The organism is Lysinibacillus sp. DFXJR4 (assembly GCF_057196045.1).
The window spans coordinates 115,098-139,060 of record NZ_JBXUNW010000005.1; the positions used below are offsets into that span (position 1 = coordinate 115,098).

A 23,963-nucleotide genomic window follows, 5' to 3' on the forward strand; every position below is an offset into this window, starting at 1 on the left:
AATACCAGCTTCAATTATTAAGATGGAGGAAAAGATGATGCCAGCAAAATCAATCATGATTCAAGGAACAGCTTCAGATGTAGGAAAAAGTATGATTTGTACTGCGCTATGCCGTATTTTCTCAGATGATGGACTAAAGGTAGTCCCCTTTAAATCACAAAATATGGCACTTAATTCATTCGTGACACAAGATGGCGGCGAAATTGGTCGTGCACAGGGAGTACAGGCAGAGGCAGCACGTATTGTTGCTACGACAGATATGAATCCTATACTGCTAAAACCGAAGCAGGATATGGTATCTGAAGTCATAGTGCATGGTAAGCATTTTTTAAATATGGACGCCAAAAGCTACCGCAATCAATTTGTTCAGGAAGCAATGCCCATTGTAGAAAAATCTGTACGAACTTTGCAAAATACATATGATGTCATTGTACTTGAAGGAGCAGGCAGTCCTGCAGAAATCAATTTAAAAGATCGTGATATTGCAAATATGCGAATGGCCCATTTAGCAGATGCAGCAGTTGTGCTAGTTGCAGATATTGATCGAGGTGGCGTCTTTGCATCCATAGTGGGGACACTTGCATTGCTCGATGAGGCAGAGCGCGCTCGTGTAAAGGGGCTCATTATTAATAAATTTAGAGGCTTGCGAGAATTACTAGATGATGGTATTGAATGGGTAGAACGTGAAACGGGCATTCCTGTTTTGGGTGTGGTGCCATATGTCGATGTCAATATTGAGGCGGAGGATTCCCTCGCATTATCTGCTCTGCGCTTTAAAAAGCCTAAACCTGGAGAGTTCGCCATTGATGTAGCAATGATTCGTTTGCCGCGTATTTCAAATTTTACAGATGTAGACCCATTTTTTGATGAGCCAGAGGTCGGAGTTCGTTTAATTGGTAACGTTCAAGAGCTAGGTACGCCTGATTTACTAATACTACCCGGGACAAAAAATACGATAGATGATTTAGCTTGGTTAAAGGAACAGGGCTTCGATCAAGCAATTAGTAACTTACGTCAGCAAGGAACAAAAATTATTGGCATATGTGGTGGCTTTCAAATGCTTGGCGAAACATTATTAGATCCAGAGGCTGTAGAAGGAAGCGGAGATTCAGCGCTGGGGCTAGCATTATTGCCAATGGAAACAGTTTTCGTTGGAGATAAAAAAACGGTGCAAATGACTGGAACAAGAGGTCAGGATACATTTTCTGGCTATGAGATTCATCTTGGACGAACAAGGATCTTGCGTGATGAAGTGTCACCATTTTTACAATTAGCCGATGGGCGGGTAGATGGTGCAGTAAGTGCTGATGAGCAAGTAATAGGTACTTATTTTCACGGCCTATTCCATAACCGTCACTTTACACGACAACTTATCAATGATTTGCGTATAAAAAAAGGGCTACCTGCTTTAGCAGGTGATGTTAAAAGTGATGCAGAGCGTCGGGAAGATGCCTATAATATGCTCGCTAAGCATGTTCGTGCGAATCTCGATATAAAAAAAATATACGAAATCATGAATATAGAGGTATCTGTATGACAAGAAAAGGACCATTAGCCATTGATTATGAGGCATTATGGCAGGAAGGTATGAAGGATTGGCATGGACAAATGCCTGAAAGAATGGTCGATGATCAGCTGGAAGAGCAATTCTGGGCACAGTCCATTACACGTAAAAAAACGGGACAGACAGATCCCTATGCCGCAAAGATTTTTCAAGAAATAAAAAAGACTATTCAACCAGAGGACTCTGTATTGGAAATTGGTCCAGGCTGGGGCAATTATACTTTTCCGCTAGCAGAAAATGTGAGACAGCTAACATGTGTAGATAGTTCGGATAGCATCCTAAGCTATCTACAAAATTGCATGCAGGAACACCAACATGTCTCTTATATTCATGCAAAATGGGAAAGCCTTGCTGAGAATGAGGTGGCAGCTCACGATATCGTCATTGGCGTCAATTGTTTCTATCGTATGTATGAAATAAAATCGGCCCTTTACCAGATGAATCGACTTGCTAAAAAGCGTGCGATTATTGGCATGACAACAGGACCAATTCAACCTCATTATGAGACTTTATACAAAAAGTATGGCTATGATATTAAATTTCCAAGAAGAGACTATATAGAATTTTTGAATTTGTTATATGAAATGGATATTTATGCAGATTGTAAAATTATACCATTAGAACGAGTCTATGACTATGAAAGCTACGAGCAGCTTGTCACGACTCAAAGTAAAAAAATACTAAATACTACATTTGATAGAGCGCATGTTGAGGAGTCGCTTAAGCCCTTTATTGAAGAAAAGAATGGTCGTTATTATTATCGCCATGATTTTCATGCGGCCCTTGTATCATGGGAGCCGAAATAATTTTCAAACCTTTGGAGAAAGCTTGTTACCAAAGGTTTTTCTTATTGTTAACGATAAGGTACAATAAAGCGATAGACACAGAAGAGAGGTGGCATATGTGCAACTACATTTTTTAGGAACAGGCGCAGGAATGCCTTCAAAGGAACGTAATACAAGTGCACTGATGGTAAAACTTTTGGATGAAACAGGAGAAATGTGGCTGTTTGATTGTGGAGAGGCGACCCAGCATCAAATTTTGCATACATCTCTAAAACCACGTAAAGTTACAAAAATTTTTATTACACATTTACATGGTGATCATATTTTCGGTTTACCAGGCTTTCTAAGCTCTCGATCATTTCAGGGTGGGGATGAGCCATTAACAATATTCGGTCCAAAGGGTTTACAGCAATGGATTGAGCAAACGTTTTCCTTATCAAAGACTCATTTAACATATGAAATACAGTTTATTGAGGTTCATGAGGGTGTAATTTATGAGGATGCACATTTTAAGGTAAGTGCAGGGGAGCTTCAACATGTTGTTCCATGCTTTGGCTATCGGATTGAGCAAAAAGATTTGCCAGGTGAATTGTTAATGGAAAAAGTGCAGGCTTTTGGTGTTCCTAAAGGTCCTTTACTAGGACAATTAAAAGGTGGGAAAGATGTAGAGCTTGAAGATGGCACAATTATTCATGCGAAAGATGTTGTCTCTCCGCCCAAAAAAGGCTTTACACTGACTATTTTAGGCGATACAAAATACTGTCAGGAGTCAGTGTTATTAGCAAATAAAGCCGATATTATTATTCATGAAGCTACGTTTGATGGCACTACATCTGATTTAGCAGCAAGCTATGGACATTCTACAAACGTTGAGGCAGCTAAAATTGCACAACAAGCAGATGTGAAATTTTTACTATTGAACCATTTGAGTGCACGTTTTATGCCGCAGGATCTACCAATGCTTTTAGCAGAGGCACAGGCGATTTTTCCTCAAACTGCTCTTACATCTGATCAAGAAGTGTATACATGGCATAATAATAAATTATTTTAATATAATATAAAAACGAGGAAGCACCTTTTGAATGAAGTTTCATTTAAAGGTGCTTTTTACTATTCATTAAGATAAATCTAGGTAAAAACTCATGTCGAATATCTTTATTAAATAACTCCCAATAGCTCAGAATTTAATTGAATTTATTCACTTCATTAAAATACTTAGCTCTAAATATAAAATAGCCCAAACTATTTAGATTTTTTTATAGCTAAAAAATGAGAATGTTTATTACAAAATTGTGACAATTTATTTTACCTAGAAAATTATTATTCTAGATTTAATAAAAAAATAATGAAACCGTTTGAATTGATATTGTATGATGAAATGGAAATAATAGTATGTTTTAGGGGGAGAAATATGGGGAAATCTATGAAATGGAAAATGCTACTAGAAATTATGATGATTGTTGTCGTAATAATTGGTGCTTTTTCTATTTATATTTATCAGGCAACATACAAAAGTGTAAAAAATAATGGGGAGGCGCTTGCAAGTTCTATTGTTATGGGGATTGAGGGCGCTATTCAATCAAGAGAAAAAGCAGAAGAAATCATGGAAAAGGAAATGATTGCTGAGTCAGTCATGGCTTCTTATATTATTAATCAGGGTGCAACATATGAAGATTTAAAGGCTATTACTGAGCGTGGAGGCATGGATGAAATATGGAGTACAGATGATAAAGGAAATACAACTGTCACTTCTGTGGCACCAACAGTTGACTTTAACTTCGGCTCTGATCCAAACGGACAGGCAGCAGAATATATGCAGCTTTTAGATGGGCGTGCCAAAGAAATTGTACAAAAGGCACAAATTCGTGATGTGGATGATAAATTCTTTAAATTTGTTGGTGTGAGTAGTTGGAATCCAGCAAATCCACAGATTGTGCAAGTAGCACGGCATGGACAGCAATTATTAGATTTAGAGGAGAGCATTGGAAGTGAGTATTATATAAACGAGCTAAATAAATATTTATCCTCGACCGTTCTATTTGCAGCTATTGTGAGTGACAAAGGTGAGACCATTACAGCCACGGCAGATAAAAATCTTGAATCTATTGGCTTCTCGCCAGCACAATTTTCATCATCTGATGCTGCTGAGTTTTCAGGTAAATATGATGGTACTCGTGTTACACAATATGTCAAACCTCTATCAAATGGCACCTACTTAGCTGTAGTTGTTTCTAATGTAGTGCTTTCACATATTTTAATGGGGACAATTGTTGCCTCACTTATCGTTGTATGCGTTATTTTTTTAACAACAGGTATATCCATTTCAAGGCAGGTCACTCGTATTTTAAGTGTTCGCAACTCCTTAGAAGAAATTAGCAAAGGTGAAGCCGATTTAACCAAACGCATCAACGTCAACGCTAAAGATGAAATAGGTCAGTTAGTCGCATCGTGTAACGGTATGATGGAAAATTTTCAATTTATAATGCGTGACCTTAAACAAGAGGCAAGTCAAATTAAAGAGGCAACATACATAATTCAAGAGAATGCACATCAAACACTTCATTCATCTGAAACGATACAGGAAGAGTCTAGTCAGGTTGCTCAGGCCTCGTTTCACCAGCAAAAAAATACGGAAGATAGTGCACATTCTATGGAGGAGTTGGCACGTAGTATTCAGCATATTTCAGAATCAATCGCTGAAATATCTACTATTTCTCGTAATACAGAAGAAAATGCAAGTAATGGTTTGCAAATAATGAATAATCTCCAAAACCAATTAGTACAAATTCATGATAAAACAAATCTTTCCGTTGAGAGTATACATGAATTAGAAAAATTATCTGGCATGATTGGTGAATTTACAAATGTAATTACTGGCATTTCAGATCAAACAAATTTATTGGCGTTAAATGCGTCTATTGAAGCAGCACGTGCTGGAGAGGCAGGGAAAGGATTTGCTGTAGTGGCAGAAGAGGTCCGCAAATTGGCTGAGGATTCAAAAGGAGCGGCTGATCGAATATCTCAAGTTGTGATAAATGTTCAAAGAGAGACAGCTAATATTGTATCTGTTATCCATTCAACTGCAGATGTTCTACAAGCAGGTCGTGTCATTGTCCATGAAGCACAGCATTCTTTTGAAGGCATTACGAACGATGTGCAAGTATTAGCGGAGCAGGTAGATTTAGTGTCAAGTTCTACTGAGGAAATTGCAGCAAGTACAGAGGAAGTGACGGCTACGATGGAAGACGTTTCATTACTGGCAAAACAGACGTCAGAAAGTGTTGAGGCAGTTGCCCAAAAGGCTAAAGTTCAAACTACGAGCATGAATAAAATGACATCGATTATCGATAGGCTAAATACAACCGCAGAGAATTTACAACATTCAGCAGGAAGATATAAGGTTTAAAATAGTTGACAAACATTTGGTATAAACAAGAAATATAGTGAAGTTACTAGATGATTTTCGTATAATGAAGTGAAAGGGGAGTGGTTTATATGAATCAGCAAAAAATGCCACCAGCACTTTTACGATTAATTGTAATTTTTCCGAATGTGCTGAGCTATTTATTACTTTTTGGTCTTATCATTTTTGTTATTACAAATTATGAAACGTTAAAAGCTACAGATAATTTAACAGTTTGGCTTATTTTTATTGTTGTACTTGCACCTGCTGCAGCCTACACAACCTTTAGTATAGTAAAGAAAATTCGTGCTGGACATATGTAAATGAAATCACGTGTCATCGTTAATTGGCGAAGACATGTGATTTTTCATTTGCTATACTAGTAAATAAAAAAATAGGTACTACTGTAGGAGGTCAAATGAAAAAATATAGTCTAGCGCTGCTAATTATTATTGTCTTCTTTATTTCCCCAACCAAATCCAATGCGCAAGTTAGCTGGGATGGAGCTGAAGTCGTAAAAGGACAAACAGGTAAAATGACATTTTCCAAGGATGTCAAAGTGTATAAGAAAAATTCTAATGGTACATACAACTCTATGACAGTGAAACGAAATAATTTTTTCCGTGTCTATAATATTGAAAAATATGACCAAAAAACGTTCTATTGGATGAGCTCAGGCTACCGTGTACAAGCAACAGATTTAGTCATTTTTAAGGAAGTGCCCACTGAAATCCGCTCTTCTTTTTATAATAATCCTGCATATATTGTGAGCAATCGTCAAGGAACAAAAGCCTATTTTGAAGAAAAATACCCAATGATAGATTTAGCATATGGACAGCATTTATTGAATGAGCATGTACCAAGAAATTATTCGGCAGAGGTTACTTTTGACAAGGGAAAATTAAATTACTTTTATAGTTTAGAAGAAGGAAATGAAGTAAATGGTGTTGTTGATGGCACCGATATTAGAATTGTAGAAACAACGACAAGAGATAAAGGCTATTATGCAGTAACAACAGATACACAATTGCTGATAGGTCCAATGAATGGAGCTAGAACAATCGAATGGAATCCACCGTCTCCATTAAATGAGGTTAATTCCCTGAATAAAATGTTTGCTTATCCAAAGGGTTCTGCTTTTCAATCTTTAGGGATCGAGGCCAATGGTTACCTTCGGGTACAATCCATAACAGGGGAAAGAGGCTATATGCCAGCAAATCTATTAGAACCTGTGAATAATCAAGGCAAACGTTATATCCGCTATGGTGTTGTTGCTAAAGGTATGGATCATTCTCAACAGGTAGAGCTGAAACGATTTGATGAGGTATCGTTCTATACAGAAAACGAATATATCGCATTAATCGCAGTAAATGGAAAAATGTATACCGTTCCTAAAAATGTGCTAGCCATAAAAATGCCGAATGAATCGCCAGTGATTACATCCTTTTTACCAAATGAGAGGCTTCAAAAGCTAGAATATCAGAATATTGCAGGCAATAGAGTCTACAAAAGAATAGCCAATAATCATTTTAAAGCCGAGGATTTTTACTACATTACGTACCATGAAACTGACCAAGCCTTTAATTTTGATATGGATGGTGTCAAATACTCTTTTGTTAAGCCTTTAAAGGAAGGAGCAATCATTACACGCTTAAGCGGAACGACTCAAGATCAAGGATATGTACGTGCTATTCACTACTCACTCACGACCCCAGCAGGTACCTTTGAAAATGTAGTTGAAACATCCTTTGATCAGTTTTTTGCACCAGGCTATGGATTACTAGCAAATACTAGTGATCGACTAATATCTTTTTAAACAGCTGAAGGGTAGTTTCTTGGTTACATAACAAGAAACTGCCTTTTCTTTGTTGGGAACGAATAAAAACAATGTAACTAGAGAAACTAAAAAAGATATTTGAAAGTGAGGTATGCTTTTATGGATCCAATAAATTGTGATTTTTCACCAATGAAACAAACATTAAAAGATGAGCTTTTGCAGGTCATAATGACATTACAGCAAAGTGTTGAAGCCATGGATATAGATACAAATTGTTTGCTTGGGAATTTTGAAAAGATTAAAGAGAAATTTATTACGATTGAAATGAAGGCTGCAACGTTTTATTTAAATTGCTATCTTTCCCCGTTTACCGAAAAATATCCAGAGCTATCGCATTGTGTACAAAATATGTCGATGCGAAGACATGGAGGATTAATTGTTATTGAACGAGAAGACCCTATAAAATCACTTATACAGCCAGGGGTTCATATAGGAGCAGAGTTAACCCATTCCTTATTAGAAGCTATTTTCTTTCCTGGAAACCCTCTTCATGATGGCGCCGTTTTAGTAAACCGAAATCAAATTGACTCGGCTGCAAATGTCTTACCTCTATCAGAACTTTATACGGGGGAGAAGAAATTAGGAACAAGACATAGAGCAGCATTAGGATTAAGTGAAGTAAGTGATGCATTAATTATGGTGGTTTCTGAAGAAACAGGAAGGATTTCGTTTGCCTTTAAAGGTAGTTTATATCCAATAACTACACATGGCATAATATAGTGTGAGCTTCACACTGAATTTTATCTTGAATTCGAGATATTTTTCTTGCTTGTTTATCACTTGCGTGGTAAAGTGATAAATGAAGGGAGGATGAAGCGTTGCAAAAACATACACTTGGGTCACTGACTTGGATTCGAATGATGCGCTTTACAACACAAAGTAATCAGCTATCAAATGAATTTTTAAAGCGTTTTGATTTAACAACTGCCCAGTTCGATGTACTGATTCAAATTAAGACTTTTGCACCGATTACACAATCACAATTAGCAGAGAAAGCTACCGTTACGCAAGGCGGGATGTCTCGAATGCTTGCGCGGCTTGAAAAAGAAGGGCTTATTGAACGCAAGCAAAATTGGAAAACGAAGACAATTTCATTAACAGTAAAGGGAGAGCAAATAATCGATGCTGCGACTCCGAGTCAGCTACACTTTCAATCCTCATTTTTTGAAGAGATTTTAACAGAAGAAGAAATGAAATCTTTATATACACTAATGTCAAAGCTTGAAAAGCATAGTCGTGAAAAACAAATACCGCCAATGTAATTTTTTTAGATTATCACTTGCTTAGTCAAGTGAAAATAAGGAGGAAATGAATCATGAACAAATTAAGTGGACATCACCATATATCCATGCTAACGAAAAATGGCAAACGCAATAATGACTTTTATACAAAGATTCTAGGATTACGTCGAGTGAAAAAGACGGTGAATCAGGATTCGCCATCAATGTATCACTTATTTTATGGAGACTTAACAGGAGCAGCAGGTACTGAATTAACGTTTTTTGAGATGCCTGTCGCAGGACGTACAGTTCGAGGCACAAATGCTATTACTCGCATTGGCTTACTCGTGCCAAGCTATGCGAGTTTGCAATATTGGAAAGAACGTTTTCAACAGGAAGAGGTCAAACATAGTGATATTACAACCTATGCAGGAAGGGATGCATTGTTTTTTGAAGATCATGAAGGTTTAAGGATGGTCCTTTTAAACCATCATGGTCACGAAGTACCAGCTCATTGGCAGTCCTGGGATGGCAATGAAATTCCTGAAGAGCATCGTATTCTAGGAATGGGTACAGTGGAAATAACAGTTCGTTACTTACAGAGAACAGTAAATTTATTAAAGAATTTATTCGGTTATACAGTTGTTACAGAAAGTGAAAAAGAAGCAGTGCTACAATCCATTGCAGGAGAAGTATTCGGTGAAATTGTTGTCAAAGAATTAGAAGGACCAAGTGAAAAACCAGGGCGAGGCAGCATTCATCACCTTGCATTACGTGTGGCGACAGTCGAGGAATTACAGGAATGGGATGCCAAAATTAAAGAGCAAGGCTTTGATAGTACCGGTATAGTGGATCGTTATTATTTCCAAAGTCTTTACTTTAGAGATCGTAATGGGATTTTATTTGAAATGGCGACAGACGGCCCAGGATTCACAGTTGATTCAGCAGTCGAGGATCTTGGCAAAGAGCTAGATCTTCCACCATTTTTAGAAGAAAAACGCGCAGAAATTGAAGCTATTCTAGAACCATTAGAATAATAATGTCTTTGTTAATGTCTATATATAGAGTTGAGTGGGAGTTAGTTATGAACTAGCCCCACTTTTTTAGCCCTATTTTCAATAACAAGATCAAATATATCGATAATTTTATCTTCTCTTAACAATGCCCATATGTTGCATGGATTATTCTAGGTGTATTCCTTAGTCGTTCGGCAATGACTTTCACAGGAATTATTATTCATCAAAATTGTAGTGTGCGTGTGCCGCTATCCGTGCATAGTGGTAGCTGGCAACCTAGCTGCTGCTACAATACGGTTAAATCCCAACCAAATAAAGATTTACCTACAAATAAAAATAAAAAACAAGTAAATGTAGCTTTAGAATAAAGATTGATCAAAATGGAGTTAATCTTTATCAAACTCTATATTTCAACAATAATATCCATTGAAAACGTTCCTTAACAATCTGGCTAACCTTATATTACGATCCGGGCCATTTAATAGAATAATAAACTAAGGATATTTGCTTTTATTTACTGAGTTGTTATTAATGGACGCAGGGGGAAAATGGAAAAACAACGACTGCAAAAATGCTTCAAAATTATTTGGGAAATGGGACGTTATTGGTTTCCCAAGATGTTGTTCGCCGTGAAATGTGAAGGTCCAGAGCAATGCGTATAACAGCACCTGATTTAAACAAGCTAGGTGTCATTGATGGCATCATTCCAGAAATTACAGGTGGTGCACATCGCAATGTAGCAAAACAGGTTCTTTATGTAAAAGAATATATAAGCGTCACACTAAAAGCATTGAATACTTTAAATGCCAAAATTCATGATGTTTACAGTAATAAAAGCTCATATTTTAGTTATTCCATTAAAGAGCCAGATTGTTGAGTAAGTTTGGGTAAGTTAAATGGGTATTTATGTTAAAATAAATGAGATTTTGTATTTAAAGGGACAATAATATTTATTAAGCCGTAATACCCTGTCATAATAGAGCACGGATTAACAGGAATGACCAAACCGTTGTTGATAGACTGAATATAGAAAGGAGTAAGTTTCACATGGAAGGTCTTCAAAAAATGCTAGATAGCATCGAGTATATAGAACGGAATTTAGACAATAATCTTTTTATTGAAGATATTGCTGCAATCGCTTATATGTCTAAATATCACTTCCAACGGATGTTCAATATGCTAACTGGATATACCGTGAGTGAATATATCCGAAATCGTCGTATTACATTAGCTACACAGGAACTGGTTAATTCCAGGTCTAAAGTGATTGACGTTGCAATGAAGTATGGATATGAAAGTCCAGAATCTTTTACAAAAGCATTTCGGAAAATTCATGGTATCAGTCCATCAGAAGCTAAGAAAAATAGTCAATCCTTGAAGGCTTATCCAAAACTCTCTTTTCAAATTCAGTTAAAGGGTGATGTGGAAATGGATTACAAGATTGTGGAAAAAGACGTATTTACTGTTGTAGGGAAAAGTATTCGTACAACCACAATAGGCGGAGAGAACAACCGAAAGATAGCTGCTTTCTGGGATGAATCGAAACAGAATGGATTCACAGGAGAGCTTGCTAAAAACTGTGGCTCCCTTGGATTAATCGGAATTAGCATGGATTTTGACAAACAACAAGAAAATCTAACCTACTTAATCGGTGCAGAAAAAAATATTGAACAAACCCCATTTGACTGGGAAGAAAGACAAATTCCTTCTGCAACCTGGGCAGTTTTTCCAGTTTACGGAGCAATGCCCGATGCAATGCCAAGGGCATGGGAGAGGATCTTTTTTGAATGGTTTCCAGCAACTAGGTATGAGCATACTGGTGGACCAGAAATGGAGGTATACGTAAGTGATGCTGACCCTTCTTTAGAGGATTATTATAGTGAGATATGGATACCGATTAAAAAGAAATGAAAAAAGGTACATGGACAGTCTCTGTTTATGTTATTTAACTTAGTTAAGCTAGTTAATAGAAGCTACACAATTATTCCATTCTAGGCGCGTTTCTTAAGAAAAGCGCCTTTTCATTTATGAGCCAAATTGTTAATACTTTATTATTCTGGTGGATTTTTATCCGTTTATTGCGTAAAATCTTATACTTCTCCATCTAAAAATAGGGAAGAATGAATCCAATAATAAACAATACAATAAGTCTGCTTAATAAAAGTAAATATCTACCTTTAGAGTTAGCTCTCGTCAGAAAGATATAAAATCCTACACCAAATAAGAATGAAAAGATAGTATAGAACCTACCTTCAACAAATAAATATAAAAATCGTTGATAACTCGCATCAATAGTATGATTTTCTGGTAACTCAACGCATTTACCAAAGTAATTCCTAATAATGTGAATTCTCGAATATAATCTAATTCATTGATTGTTCGCCTAATAAATTTTTTCCATGCTGTAATAAAATCTCCTTTTTTCACATTTTCTCAGAGGACTTATCGGATTATACATACAATTTCTTAATCTTTTAATGCAAATTTTTAAGATTTATAGAGTTTATTTTGTATATACTTAAGAAATTATGAATACGTCTGTAGATTTATGGATTTAAAAAAATATATAGATTAATATGTTGGATAAGTAAGGAGAGATAAAAAAATATTATCAATTTCGGTTTTAACTTTGTTTTTTAGGGAGTATTCTAACAGGATGTAGTTTTGCTAATAAAATTATTAACGAGACTTATTATGTAAAGATTACTGATCCTGGAAAAAAGAAAATGGTGAAATTAACTACGATTTAATAGGATTAGTGAAGATGGAGACACCATGAAAGCAAGAAATTACAAAGGGGTTAAAAATTGAATTATTTTATTGATTTTACTTTATTATTATTGATTTACTTTCTGTTCTTTTATAAAAAGTGGATAAATGAATCTAAACAGGTGTTTGTAATTAAGACACTTATGTACCTTTATGTTGTAATGGTTTTATTTGTAACACTAATGCCATTTACATTACCATTTGGTGGAACAAATAATCTATTTATGCAAACAGCTAATTTAATTCCTTTTAGAGATTTAATATTGAATCATGATAGAGCTGTTAGGGAAATCATACTAAACATTATTATGATGACGCCTTTTGGATTCTTATATCCAATTATAAAGAGGAAGGGTGTCTTGGGTACAATTGTTATAACCTTTCTATTTAGTTTAACTATTGAATGTTCCCAACTATTAAGTGCATGGTGGGGTGGTATATATTCTAGAAATTTTGATGTAACTGATTTGATTACTAATACAATTGGAGGATTAATAGGTTATTATATTTTCATTACTTTAAGACCAACTCTTTACAAAGTATTAGATGACTGATTTTTAAAAATTTGAGTTTTAGCGCAAATTACCGCCTAAAGTGACACACTATGAAGTAACATAAGTAGTTTAAATTTGATAGATAAGAATCCGTTTTGAACAAATTTTTTTCAAAATGGATTCTTTTTCTTTATTGTATGAAACTAGTTTAAGAAGGTGCTTTTTATCAAACTTTATTTTAAAGCTACTGTGTACTGAAAGCAGATTTAATGGCTGTAGTTTTGAGCAAATTACAATGGATAGTTTACCAGGAGAATAAAACTTTAAATTCGAAGCCTAATAAGAAAATGGCCATTATTAAGCAATTAAGGTTTACATAACAACTGAAAAAAAAGCATTAACCGAAAGGATAAATCCTTATCGTTAATGCCTTTTATTTTCACTTAGCTTAAATGGATCTTTTATAAGCATTCATTGTCGAAGTATATTGGAATACTTTAGGGTTGACTAGTCCCTCACGTAAATCCATCATCCCTAATTCTCCCATTCTATTCAGTAAAGGAATCAACCAACTACCACTTGGTGCACCTTGTAACACTTTAATTTGATTGGATGATAATTCTGAAACTTTATTAACGTCAATTGGTTCTTTGGCATTTTCTATCGTTTCTTGAAAAGCTTTCGTATCAACTTTATACATATTTTCGCCAACTTGTTCAGTAAAACCTTTGTATCCGTAAGCTCCTCGAAGTATAAATAGCCTTATACTCATATCTTCCATAGAAACCATTTTTAAATACACCTCTCTTCAATGGATTCTTAAATTATAAATGTGGAATATTTAAAGTTCTTTCAATGGTGTTCCAAGGGTAACTATGTGAAGTAGAACTAAACTTATATAATGCAGAAGTTCCACTTGGAATTTTTAAGTCTGAATTAAAAGTTACTGTGTAATAATACCCATCTATAATTCTGTCATTATTAAAATCTAAGGAAGCAACATTAATTTTATAATCGCGATTTTGATAAGTAATTCGCTCATCATCTAACCATTGATTATCACTTCCATAACCAACTTGCATCACTCCTATGGAAACTTTGCCTGAAACTGCATGAGAAGTTTGCGTGCGAAGATCCTCAGTATATTCATTGCTTGTTCCAACTTGTGATGCTATTTGATCAATGTAGAGAGCTGTTAATGGTGGCGCTGGACCTCTTAGAACTGGACTATTTTTTACTTCTTCTTTAATTTTAGTAGCCTCATCTGAAGTTACTAATGTAATTGTCCAATCAGGATGTTCTGTTTTTAGATTTTCAATTAATGGATCTACTTCAATCATATCTTTTTCTACTTCTGAAGCTTCAGCTGTATTTAGCCCCAACAAACCACTTGTTATAATTCCAACAGCTAGTAAATATTTCTTCATATACAACTTCTCCTTTTACATTATTTGTAACACATTATAATTATCGGATAAAAAATAGAATACTTAACAATATTTAACAAAATTTATAATTGATTATTTAAATAAACTTATTATCACTTCACAAAATATGAACAAAGTCGTAATCATGCACTTTCAAAGTGTTCAATTTAAGTTGTTTAATAATGAAAATAGAAAATACATATAGAGGTGCTATGAGTGTATGATAATTGGTGTCACTTTAGGATTTATTTCGCACATATAACTTTAAAACCTAACTACCTTCACATGAGAAGATTGCTAGGTTTCTTAATTATTTATATCCAGGTTTTTGTGTACCATTAATTTGAAAAAACGAAACAAAAGGTCGGTTTCGCTTGTTTAATAGATAAAAATTAGCTTTGTGCGTTAAAAAGTATTTACTTCCGTATGTTATTCATTTACATTAAATAAATAAGCATTTATTTATTTAATGTATTGTGAGGGATGAAAATGGCAAGAACAGTCAACAATCAACAGCGGCTAGAGAAGCGAAATATCATATTAAAAGAAGCAAAAAGGCAATTTCCAAGTGAGGGGTTTTCTAAGACTACCCTTTCTAGTATAGGACAGGCAATAGGTATTAATCCTGCTACGATTTTACTGTATTTTCCTAGCAAAGAGGACTTGTTTGAGAATACCGTTAAAGAAGCATTTCAAGAGACTAGGAATGGACAACTTTATTTACCAGAAAGCTTAGAACTGTCAGAACAATTAGAGCAGATGGTGAGGCATCATGTGAAGCACTATCGTGAAGATCCATCAAACCTACGAATTTTACAATATTTATTTTCTCAATCTGGTAGGTTTCCAGAGCTAGAGCAAGAAGCAGTTTCAATCACTTATGAGTTTGTGGAGAGAATGACTGGATTGTTGAAGAAGCGCTCTAGTTTAAATGAAACCGAACAAGATCTTCGTGATAAAACGTGGGCTTATTTATCTTTCCTAAGTGGATTTACGATGATTATGCTTGAGCCTGAAAAATATCCATTATGGGAGGGAATTGTTAAACAAGGAGTTAAGCTAATTGAAACATAGAGGAGTTAAAATACATGATCCATAACGAAGTCAAGAAGGTAATGATGCTCTATAGTAGCAAGCTGAACGAAATGTTTCCAAATCAAATTCTTGGTGTCTATTTATATGGTTCAACCGTTATAGGTGCCTTTCATTCTGAAAGCAGTGATATTGATTTTGTTACAGTATTTAGTCGAGAAGTGACAGACAAAGAGGTGAAAAAACTATCGTATCTTCATAAGAAGCTTAGAACTGAAAATCCATTGATCAAAAAGTTCGAATGTGAGTACTTATCCTTGGATGAGCAAAATCAATTACATTTACATAGATCTTTCCCGTTTTTTAACGGTACAAAGTGTAAGGGGAAAAGAAAGCTTATGAAAATTGCCGTTTATCAGCTTGTTCATGATTCATATGCTGTTTACGGTCCGAATTTTTCTACTTATTACTCAAATATAGATTGGAAGGATGTTATGCAGGAGATGGAGTACAATCTTAACCACTATATAGCGAGTAAAGCTTCCCGAAGCTATTTGTTTTTATTCGATTCTTGGATTGAGTTCATTGTATTAACCTTATGTCGAGTGTACTATACTTTGAAAACAGGAAAGATTACATCAAAAGAACTGGCCTGTGCAGAAGTGATTAAGGACTTTGATTTAAGGTATTCTGACATTCTTTATGAGGCACTTAGAATTAGAGGGAGAGTTCAAGCTAAGTCCAATTATAAAAATCGTTGGGAACGAAAGAATGCAACGATCCATTTTATAAATTCTTTAAGAGAGTATTGTAATCAAGCTTTTTTATCTAGATAAATATGGAATTGATCCTGCTTTTTTTCACAAAAGTCAATTTCATTAATCTTGCTGCTTTAACTAAACTGCCAAATAGTTTAAGTGTAAATCTTCACAATATCCAATTTGCTTTAAAACAAATATGCCCCATTGCTAAACAAAATTAAAAAAGCACACATTTAATAAATAGGTTATTTATTTGTTCCAAAACTCTTGTTTTTTGGTATTTTTTTCATTACTCAAATCGCTCATCTCACTTTTGATGGTATTCTCAAGTTTAGCGGAGGTAATTTTTATACGAACCTTTTATAGAGAACGTATGTTTGCGTCTTTTCTATAAATTTTGTATAATAAACTAGAAGTGAAAGATTATGGAGGAGTTTTGATGTATCGACAAGTTGATGATTTTTTAAAGGATTGGGCAGTGGCTGTGGAAGGGACATTGCAAGTATTACAAGCCGTAACAGATGACAAATTAGGACAAAATATTTTGGAAGGGCATAGTACACTTGGTTGGTTAGGCTGGCATTTAGTAGAAACAACAGGTTATTTTAGCCATTTAGCAGGTTTAACTGTACCAATGATTGGTCAAGATGAACCAGTTCCAGCGACAGCAAGAGAAATTATAGCAGCTTACGGAAAAGCAGCAGAGGCGGTCAAGGAAGAGGTAGCTAAGCTATCAGATGTGGACTTGCTAACAGAAACAGGCATTGCGAGTGTGGCAACAAAAGGTGCATTATTGCGTTTCTTAATTGACCACCAAACACATCACCGCGGCCAAATGATGGTGCTATTACGTCAAGCAGGCTTACCAGTTCCCCCTGTGATGGGCCCAACAAAAGAAAATGCCCTCCTGGGTAGTATTACTTAAAGTTAGAGTTTTTAATATGCAGCTAATTGGTTGGTTTGTGTTTGGTATTGTACTGGACTCGAGCCAACCAATAAAAAGTCCAAGAAACGCCCCAGCGAGGAAGTAAACAAATTTCCCTTCACGTCATCGTTTTTCTTTTCCCCATCATCCCCACTGTAATATAAAAAGAAACTAAACTAGAGGTAGGTGTGTACATGATCCAATTAACAAACCGTCAGGCACGGCAATTTCTGTTGTTGAAACACGGACTTTTGGACGATTATAAATTTAGCGGGAAGCAGGGCGTACTGGATTTTGCTCGGCAGGTTGGTTGTATTCAATACGACCCCATTGATGTTTGCGGAAAAAACGCCGAATTGGTGTTACAGTCGCGAATCAAAGGATTTACTAAGGGAATGCTGGCCGATTTGCTGTATGAGGATAGAAGCCTTGTCGATTATCCCGACAAGAATCTGGCCATTATCCCTGTTGAGGACTGGCCGTATTTTGAGCGATACAGGCAGGCTGCCCGACAACATGCCGAACGCTATCCCGAAATGGAAGCGTTGACAGCTCAAGTACTAGCTCATATCCAAAATCAAGGTGCACTATGTTCGGATGATTTAAAATTGGATGGAGATTTCTCTTGGCAATCGGCCATCCATTGGAGCAGTGGAAACAATTCATCTCGTTCAGTCCTGGAACAGATGTACTCGACGGGTGAGTTGATTATCCATCATAAAAAAGGAACGCGTAAATATTACGATATAGCCAAGAAGTACATACAGCCAAATCTACTGAATGCATCAGAGCCGCTGGTTGATGAACTTGAACATTATAAGTGGCGGGTACTACGTCGAATCGGCTCTGTTGGTCTCTTATGGAATCGTGCGTCAGATGCATGGTTGAATATTTGGGGGCTGAAAGCAGCACAACGCAAAGAGGTTTTCCGCCAGCTATTACACGAAACTCGCATTGTTGCTGTTGCCGTGGAGCAAATGAAGGATATGCTGTACTGCCTCGCGGAGGATTTACCGCTTATTGAAGCCGTTCTGCAAAATCAGGAACCGAAATTGCGTTGCGAGCTTATTGCTCCACTAGATAATTTCATTTGGGACAGAAAACTTATCAACGAATTGTTTGACTTTGATTACACCTGGGAGATTTACACGCCTGCAATCAAACGAAAATTTGGCTATTATGTGCTGCCTCTGTTATATGGAGAGAGCTTCATTGGACGAGCGGAGATTATCGCGGAGAGAAAAACTGAAACACTCCTTGTTAAAAATATCTGGTACGAGAACGGTGTGAAGCAAACAGTACAATTGCGAACAGCTTTGAACAGTTGTTTCCAAAGGTTTGCACTATTCAATGGGTGTGAGACAATTTCGGCAGATTCTTTGAACTAATATTTCCTATATTTGTAGGGATAATAAAGTTGTTTACTTTTGAAGTAAAATTCAAGTGAAGGTATAAATAAAACCTTTAAAGAATTGCTTGAAAAGGGAGTTTCTTTTATCGACCAACCACATGTTGTTGCGAAAATGGGAAATACAAAAAAACGGCATGACTTTCTTTAAAGATAATATAAAGGTGGTATAAAGGAAAATGGTGATGATAGAACAATATGGACACTAAAAAAAATATTGAAAATATTAGCCTATTAAAAGAGAAAATTTCTAATTGTCATAAATTGAGTGATGAAGAGCTGTTTCTTGCTGTAAAAGAGTTTGAGAAAACACCCAGGTTAGAGGTTTCAATTTATTATCAAGATTTATTTAATGATCTGAAGTTTTCTAAAACCCTTCTTGATATCTATAATAACCATAAGGAAAATACTAAACTTGTAGTTCTGCTTGTTTCAGCAATTGGGAATATGATTCAGAGATATGATCTTCCGGAAACAAAGGAGATTTACGAATTCATGTTGGAAAATTCGGATAAAAGTAACATAGGACCTTATGTCGCGATATTCCTACCTAGATTAAAACATTTTGAAAATTATGATAAAAAGTGGGAATATTTTATGAATGTCAAAAAAATGTCCCCCAAAAAAGTAGCCGAAAGTTCTTTTGAAAATATAATGGATTTGTATTTAGAAAAAATTCCGGAACAATATAAAAATGAGGCCATAGAATATTTTAACAAAAAATCAGAAGAGTCTAATAATGAATATGGCAAACAATATTATCAAGATATCATCAATAAAATCAAGAGTTAATATCAACGAGAACTGGGCAAGTTGACGTTTTCAGTGGGATTACCGTAACATCGCCGTAGGATAGCAAGCGGTGAGAAAGTGGAATCTTGTTTTCAGCCTGTGCTGTTCCTATCTGACAATTGAAGCCTGTTTGGCATGGTGTCATAATATTCTCACCAAGCGGATTCAAAATTCTTTAGTCATAATTGACTAATACTTGATAAACTTACAACTAACCTTCAACTCTTAGAACGCTTGTTTTGCCTGTATTGGGCGACAAGTGTTTTTTTACGTCTAAAGACCTGTATCAGAAAAGTACTGGATATCTTCAGCAAAGTAATCCATATTTACTGTCATTTTAGAAACTTAAAGGCATTGTTAGTGCCTATATTTAGCGGTTTGAGTGGGGGTTAGTTAAGAACCAGCCCCACTTTCAATAGCACGGTCAAACGTGTCAATAATTTTATCTTCCATTTCTCTTAGTACATGCCTGTATGTTGTATGGATTATTTCAGGCGTATTCCTTAATCGTTTGGCAATGGCTTTCATAGGAATATCATTATTCATCAAAATTGTAGCGTGTGTCGTCATCCGTGTATAGAACAGTAGCGTGGAAAATGTTCGTTCCCGCTATGATAATATTGTGTCTATACGCAAATATTAGGAAATAAACTTTTACTGGACTTAAGTCGGAGAAAATATCCGTCTTCAGGTGGTTTTTCCATTTACCGATTTCCATTATCCTTTAACTGAATCTAATAGGGTTAGGAAGGAAAGATCATTAGAAAAAAATTGTTGTTTTCACACAGAACTTTAGGAGGACTTTATTTGAAAAATAATTTTATATTGAAAACTATTTTTTGCATGATGGTCTTGTTCATTTTAGGTATGATAGGAAGTTCTAATGTTCCTATTTCCGCCAAAGTACCCAATATAGAAAGAACGCCCTCAGGTATCCCACTGTCAGAATTAGATAAGGAAATTGATCATTTTGTTAAGCCTTTTATTGGCAGTTCTGTTCCAGGGGCTGCAATCGTAATAACGAAAGATAATAAGATTGTTTTTTCAAAAGGCTATGGATATGGGAATGTAGCTGATAAAACTCACGTTGATCCAGCAAAAACCGTATTTGAGTATGGTTCTATTAACAAAACTTTTGTGTGGACAGCAGTCATGCAACTTGTTGAGCAAGGCAAGATAGAGCTTGATCGGGATATTAAGGCTTATCTGCCACCATCCTTTTCTGCCAAACTTAAATATGACAAACCCATTACAATGCTACATATTATGAACCATACTGCAGGATTTGAGGATTATATGTTTGAAGCGGCAGTCCAATCACCAGATAAGTTGATCTCTTTACCTGAAGCATTAATAGCTGGTGAGCCCAACCAAACCTTTGAGCCAGGGACTGTTATTTCTTATTCCAATTTTGCCACAGCTCTTGCTGCCTATGTAGTAGAGTGCGTGAGTGGCCAAATGTTTTCGGATTATGAGATGAACCAAATCTTGGTGCCATTAGAAATGCAGCATACTTCTGGACATCCTGCCTTACTAGATCATCAGGATTTATCTGGTAACAAGGCTATCGGATATAGTTCTTCCGAAAATGGAGGATTTAAGGTAGGAGATTGGACCTATATCCCGCTATATCCGTCTGGAGGAATAAACGGCACGGCTGAGGACTTGGCTCAGTTCTCTATGGCATTAGCAACAACCGATGCAACCCCATTATTTTCTAATCCAAATACGTTACAAACGATGTTTAAGCAGAGCTATTCACCGCATAAGGGAATCCGTTCTATCGCACATGGTTTTTGGGAAATAAGAAGCCAACCACGTGTACTTGCACATGATGGAAATACATTGAATTTCTCTAGTAATCTTGCGATAGTTCCTGAGGAAAAGTTAAGTATTATTGTACTCACTAATATGGCCTCAGAAGGCGATATTACCAACGGAATTGTGAATATGCTGATTGGAGAGGATAAACAGAATCATCTACCTACACAGAATCATTTGCCAACTTTTAATGAAGTGATAGGTCAATATGTATTTGCACGTAATTCACATTCAACCATACATGAGATTCTAGGCAATCTAACGCCAATAGAAGCAAAGGTAAGTGGTGAGAATGAGTTGACCTTGAATATAGGAGAGATGACAGCAACCTATCAACAAATCTCACCTTATTTATTTAAATTATACCAGACAGAGTACGCATCATTTAAGGAAATGGCACCCGTTCTTTATATCGATAAACAAGATGGGAAACTGATAAGATTGACTACTGGACAATCAATGGATATGATTCCGGTTAAAGCAAGCCGTACTACCCCCATGTTAATCATGTATATGATTATCGCTATTACGTCAATTGTATTTTTCCTTATTACACCACTTGTATTAGGTATTCGGCATTTGGTTAGAAAATTGGACAAAGGGAAAATCTCACCGATTCATGCTTGGGCAAATGCCTTCTTATTATGTGGTTCGGCAATCTCTCTTAACTTCATATTTATCTTGGTACGTAGTACGTCTGATGTCTATATAACGGCTACAGAAATTAATATCAGTATCATGTTAAATTGGATACTCGCTATCCTTTCACTGGCCTTTATCATTCTTCATTTACGAAAAGTCCGAAAAACTGCTTTAACATTGACAAAGACTCATGTTGTGTTTGTTATTTCAACTGGATTGTTACTATTTGCTTTCATTGCATTACTAATAGATTGGAACTTCTTTCACTTTGTTCCCTAACCATCAAACACTTAACTATCTTAAATACTCTTCCAAAGAAAGAAGAAATTTAATAAAGAAAGGGTAAGGAGATAAAAAATAGGTCTTCTTAATTTCAAAAAAATTGAAATATTTAAAAATGGGAGGAGTACTTTCTAATTCAAAATTTTATAGTTATTCCCATCCTAGAGTGAGCCATCTATAAAGCAGGCTAACAAGACCTTAGCTTATTACCTTTATGGAATAAAGTATGTATACTTATTGAAGTAATGGAGGGCTTTAGTTAAACAAGAAATATGCTTATGATCTTCCACAATCGAGCCAGATTGTTGAGTAACGTCCTTTAAGTAGTTTGGGTATTTATGGTAAAATTCGAGTGAGTGATGGAGTAATGTACTTAAACTATAGTGCAGGAAAGTTTAATAAGTGTAAATACACAATGGGGGAAATTTATGATTAAAGAGGAATTTTTAAAGAACGTAAAATCATTGATAAAAATGCACTCTGACGGATTACTTGGAGGGGAAGTAATGCCAGAAGATGTTCTAATTGGTGTTGTTAAGGAAGATGATTTAATGGATGTTTTAACATTGGCTATGGCTTTGAACTATCAAAGAAATTCATATAAATTGTGGGAAGCAGTTTTAAAAGCATATCAAGATGAAGAAACAAAATGGATTTTCAACACGAAGGTAGTTGCTAATTGTAATATAGATATTTTACGAGATGCTTTACTTCTGCATCGTGTAGCATTACAACCTAATCGACATCCAGAAATTTGGCAGCGAGTAGCAAAAGGAATTATGAATTCTTCTGAAGAAGGGAATGTTCAAGGTCTTATTGAATCTGTTCACTTTGATATTCTTCCTTTAAAAGAATTAATGCAAGGTACTCGAAAAGCAGATTTCCCTTATTTATCTGGACCGAAAATTTTTAATTACTGGCTTTATGTCTTGGAAAGTTACACCAATATTTCTTGGAGTTCTCGTGAACTTATCACAATAGCACCAGATACTCACATCTTGAAGGCTACGGTTAGATTAGGTTTATGTTCCGAGGAAATATTAAATGGTGGAGCAGATGATAGAAAAGTTGTTGCAGACGCCTGGGGGACTGTACTTAAAGGAACAGGATTAGCACCAATTGATGTCCATACTCCATTATGGCTTTGGTCTCGTGCTGGATTTCCTTCATTATTAGAATTTCAAAGATAATTTTTAAAATCTCTTGAAGTAATGGGGCTTTAGGTTAATAAGTAAAAAACAGTAATCATTATCTTGATATTCCACAATCGGGCGCTTTTCTGTAATAAGGAAAGCGTCTTTATTCATGGAAAGGGCCAGATTGTGACATAACAATACACTTCACAATTGGGTATTAATGTTAAAATATAAAAAGTTATGAAATAATGAACTAAAACTAAAGTCTGTCTTCAATTGAGGGGGAACTACGTTGAAAATTATTAAAATAATGCTTGCTTTAATTGTAGTAGCGATTTCAATGTACGGATTAATGACAAAGGATTTTTCATATGGTCCAATATCATCTTTATTGCTTGGATTTCTCTTTGCAATTATGGGAATTGAAGAATATAAAATGAAAGGAAAAAATGGTTGGGGAATGTTTCTTATAATAGGATCTTTGTTAATTATTGTGATGGCTCTTTTTAGTTTTTAATTATGTTTGAGTGGCATTAACAACTAATGGAGTACTAATGAACAATTCGAAAACATTGTAAGTTGTTATTCTACAATTGAGCACAATTCTTGTACATGGAATTGTGTCTTCTTTAGTTATGTGGTATTTCTT

25 protein-coding genes and 1 pseudogene are annotated in these 23,963 nt (G+C 35.5%); 21 read left to right on the forward strand and 5 right to left on the reverse strand.

The window, feature by feature from the left end:
* Positions 1-37: 37 nt before the first annotated feature.
* The 12 genes from AC2CGN_RS13235 to AC2CGN_RS13290 all read left to right on the forward strand — a co-directional run bounded on the left by AC2CGN_RS13235 (position 38) and on the right by AC2CGN_RS13290 (position 11,736).
* Entirely contained in the window at positions 38-1,537 is a 1,500-nt protein-coding gene (locus AC2CGN_RS13235; protein ID WP_429982195.1) for a cobyric acid synthase, read from the forward strand.
* Entirely contained in the window at positions 1,534-2,370 is an 837-nt protein-coding gene (locus tag AC2CGN_RS13240; protein WP_429982194.1) for a class I SAM-dependent methyltransferase, read from the forward strand. Before AC2CGN_RS13235 ends, AC2CGN_RS13240 begins: the two co-directional genes overlap by 4 nt.
* A 97-nt stretch (positions 2,371-2,467) precedes the next feature.
* A complete protein-coding gene (gene rnz, locus AC2CGN_RS13245; RefSeq protein ID WP_429982193.1) occupies positions 2,468-3,400 on the forward strand; it encodes a ribonuclease Z in 933 nt (310 codons plus the stop codon).
* Between the two features lie 360 nt (positions 3,401-3,760).
* Positions 3,761-5,755: a methyl-accepting chemotaxis protein gene (locus AC2CGN_RS13250; RefSeq protein ID WP_484514293.1), complete on the forward strand. Its 1,995-nt coding sequence runs from the start codon at positions 3,761-3,763 to the stop codon at positions 5,753-5,755.
* Positions 5,756-5,844: 89 nt separating this feature from the next.
* Positions 5,845-6,075, forward strand: a complete 231-nt coding sequence (locus AC2CGN_RS13255; protein ID WP_484514295.1) for an acyl-phosphate glycerol 3-phosphate acyltransferase — start codon at positions 5,845-5,847, stop codon at positions 6,073-6,075.
* Positions 6,076-6,170: 95 nt separating this feature from the next.
* On the forward strand, positions 6,171-7,568 hold the full coding sequence (locus tag AC2CGN_RS13260; protein ID WP_484514297.1) for a hypothetical protein: 1,398 nt from the start codon (positions 6,171-6,173) through the stop codon (positions 7,566-7,568).
* Between the two features lie 120 nt (positions 7,569-7,688).
* Positions 7,689-8,309, forward strand: a complete 621-nt coding sequence (gene cdaS / locus AC2CGN_RS13265) for a sporulation-specific diadenylate cyclase CdaS (protein ID WP_054772195.1) — start codon at positions 7,689-7,691, stop codon at positions 8,307-8,309.
* Positions 8,310-8,446: 137 nt separating this feature from the next.
* A complete protein-coding gene (locus AC2CGN_RS13270) occupies positions 8,447-8,851 on the forward strand; it encodes a MarR family winged helix-turn-helix transcriptional regulator (protein ID WP_376781234.1) in 405 nt (134 codons plus the stop codon).
* Positions 8,852-8,904: 53 nt separating this feature from the next.
* On the forward strand, positions 8,905-9,846 hold the full coding sequence (locus tag AC2CGN_RS13275) for a ring-cleaving dioxygenase (protein WP_484514299.1): 942 nt from the start codon (positions 8,905-8,907) through the stop codon (positions 9,844-9,846).
* Positions 9,847-10,022: 176 nt separating this feature from the next.
* Positions 10,023-10,193 (forward strand): hypothetical protein, encoded by a 171-nt coding sequence (locus AC2CGN_RS13280; RefSeq protein WP_484514301.1) that lies wholly within the window; start codon positions 10,023-10,025, stop codon positions 10,191-10,193.
* Between the two features lie 284 nt (positions 10,194-10,477).
* Positions 10,478-10,702, forward strand: coding sequence for a hypothetical protein (locus tag AC2CGN_RS13285; protein WP_286926095.1), 225 nt, complete (start codon positions 10,478-10,480; stop codon positions 10,700-10,702).
* 170 nt (positions 10,703-10,872) lie between these two features.
* Positions 10,873-11,736 (forward strand): AraC family transcriptional regulator, encoded by an 864-nt coding sequence (locus tag AC2CGN_RS13290; RefSeq protein ID WP_484514303.1) that lies wholly within the window; start codon positions 10,873-10,875, stop codon positions 11,734-11,736.
* Between the two features lie 208 nt (positions 11,737-11,944).
* Here AC2CGN_RS13290 and AC2CGN_RS13295 read toward each other — a convergent pair.
* Positions 11,945-12,234 (reverse strand): annotated as a pseudogene (locus AC2CGN_RS13295) (DUF418 domain-containing protein); the annotation flags it as partial.
* A 503-nt stretch (positions 12,235-12,737) separates the two neighbouring features.
* On the opposite strand from AC2CGN_RS13295, the gene AC2CGN_RS13300 reads away from it, so the two are divergent.
* Entirely contained in the window at positions 12,738-13,148 is a 411-nt protein-coding gene (locus AC2CGN_RS13300) for a VanZ family protein (protein ID WP_484514464.1), read from the forward strand.
* A 388-nt stretch (positions 13,149-13,536) separates the two neighbouring features.
* On the opposite strand, the gene AC2CGN_RS13305 is transcribed toward AC2CGN_RS13300, so the two are convergent.
* A complete protein-coding gene (locus AC2CGN_RS13305) occupies positions 13,537-13,860 on the reverse strand; it encodes a hypothetical protein (RefSeq protein WP_484514305.1) in 324 nt (107 codons plus the stop codon).
* A 52-nt stretch (positions 13,861-13,912) separates the two neighbouring features.
* Positions 13,913-14,515, reverse strand: a complete 603-nt coding sequence (locus tag AC2CGN_RS13310; RefSeq protein WP_484514307.1) for a DUF4879 domain-containing protein — start codon at positions 14,513-14,515, stop codon at positions 13,913-13,915.
* A gap of 489 nt (positions 14,516-15,004) precedes the next feature.
* Here AC2CGN_RS13310 and AC2CGN_RS13315 point away from each other — a divergent pair, with 489 nt between their 5' ends.
* The 5 genes from AC2CGN_RS13315 to AC2CGN_RS13335 all read left to right on the forward strand — a co-directional run bounded on the left by AC2CGN_RS13315 (position 15,005) and on the right by AC2CGN_RS13335 (position 19,433).
* On the forward strand, positions 15,005-15,589 hold the full coding sequence (locus AC2CGN_RS13315; protein ID WP_484514309.1) for a TetR/AcrR family transcriptional regulator: 585 nt from the start codon (positions 15,005-15,007) through the stop codon (positions 15,587-15,589).
* Between the two features lie 14 nt (positions 15,590-15,603).
* Positions 15,604-16,383, forward strand: a complete 780-nt coding sequence (locus AC2CGN_RS13320; RefSeq protein WP_484514311.1) for an aminoglycoside adenylyltransferase domain-containing protein — start codon at positions 15,604-15,606, stop codon at positions 16,381-16,383.
* 364 nt (positions 16,384-16,747) lie between these two features.
* On the forward strand, positions 16,748-17,233 hold the full coding sequence (locus AC2CGN_RS13325) for a DinB family protein (RefSeq protein ID WP_484514313.1): 486 nt from the start codon (positions 16,748-16,750) through the stop codon (positions 17,231-17,233).
* A 194-nt stretch (positions 17,234-17,427) separates the two neighbouring features.
* Positions 17,428-18,621 (forward strand): winged helix-turn-helix domain-containing protein, encoded by a 1,194-nt coding sequence (locus AC2CGN_RS13330; protein ID WP_484514314.1) that lies wholly within the window; start codon positions 17,428-17,430, stop codon positions 18,619-18,621.
* A 218-nt stretch (positions 18,622-18,839) separates the two neighbouring features.
* Positions 18,840-19,433, forward strand: a complete 594-nt coding sequence (locus AC2CGN_RS13335; protein ID WP_484514316.1) for a hypothetical protein — start codon at positions 18,840-18,842, stop codon at positions 19,431-19,433.
* Here the strand turns inward: AC2CGN_RS13335 and AC2CGN_RS13340 are convergent.
* Both AC2CGN_RS13340 and AC2CGN_RS13345 read right to left on the reverse strand, forming a co-directional pair.
* On the reverse strand, positions 19,423-19,578 hold the full coding sequence (locus tag AC2CGN_RS13340; protein WP_484514318.1) for a hypothetical protein: 156 nt from the start codon (positions 19,576-19,578) through the stop codon (positions 19,423-19,425). The two genes, AC2CGN_RS13335 and AC2CGN_RS13340, sit on opposite strands and share 11 nt — an antisense overlap.
* A 248-nt stretch (positions 19,579-19,826) precedes the next feature.
* A complete protein-coding gene (locus AC2CGN_RS13345) occupies positions 19,827-20,003 on the reverse strand; it encodes a hypothetical protein (RefSeq protein WP_484514320.1) in 177 nt (58 codons plus the stop codon).
* A 237-nt stretch (positions 20,004-20,240) separates the two neighbouring features.
* On the opposite strand from AC2CGN_RS13345, the gene AC2CGN_RS13350 reads away from it, so the two are divergent.
* The 3 genes from AC2CGN_RS13350 to AC2CGN_RS13360 all read left to right on the forward strand — a co-directional run bounded on the left by AC2CGN_RS13350 (position 20,241) and on the right by AC2CGN_RS13360 (position 23,831).
* A complete protein-coding gene (locus tag AC2CGN_RS13350) occupies positions 20,241-22,175 on the forward strand; it encodes a serine hydrolase domain-containing protein (protein ID WP_484514322.1) in 1,935 nt (644 codons plus the stop codon).
* Positions 22,176-22,606: 431 nt separating this feature from the next.
* Entirely contained in the window at positions 22,607-23,368 is a 762-nt protein-coding gene (locus tag AC2CGN_RS13355; protein ID WP_484514324.1) for a hypothetical protein, read from the forward strand.
* Between the two features lie 238 nt (positions 23,369-23,606).
* A complete protein-coding gene (locus AC2CGN_RS13360; protein WP_429982178.1) occupies positions 23,607-23,831 on the forward strand; it encodes a hypothetical protein in 225 nt (74 codons plus the stop codon).
* The last annotated feature ends 132 nt before the right edge of the window (positions 23,832-23,963 follow it).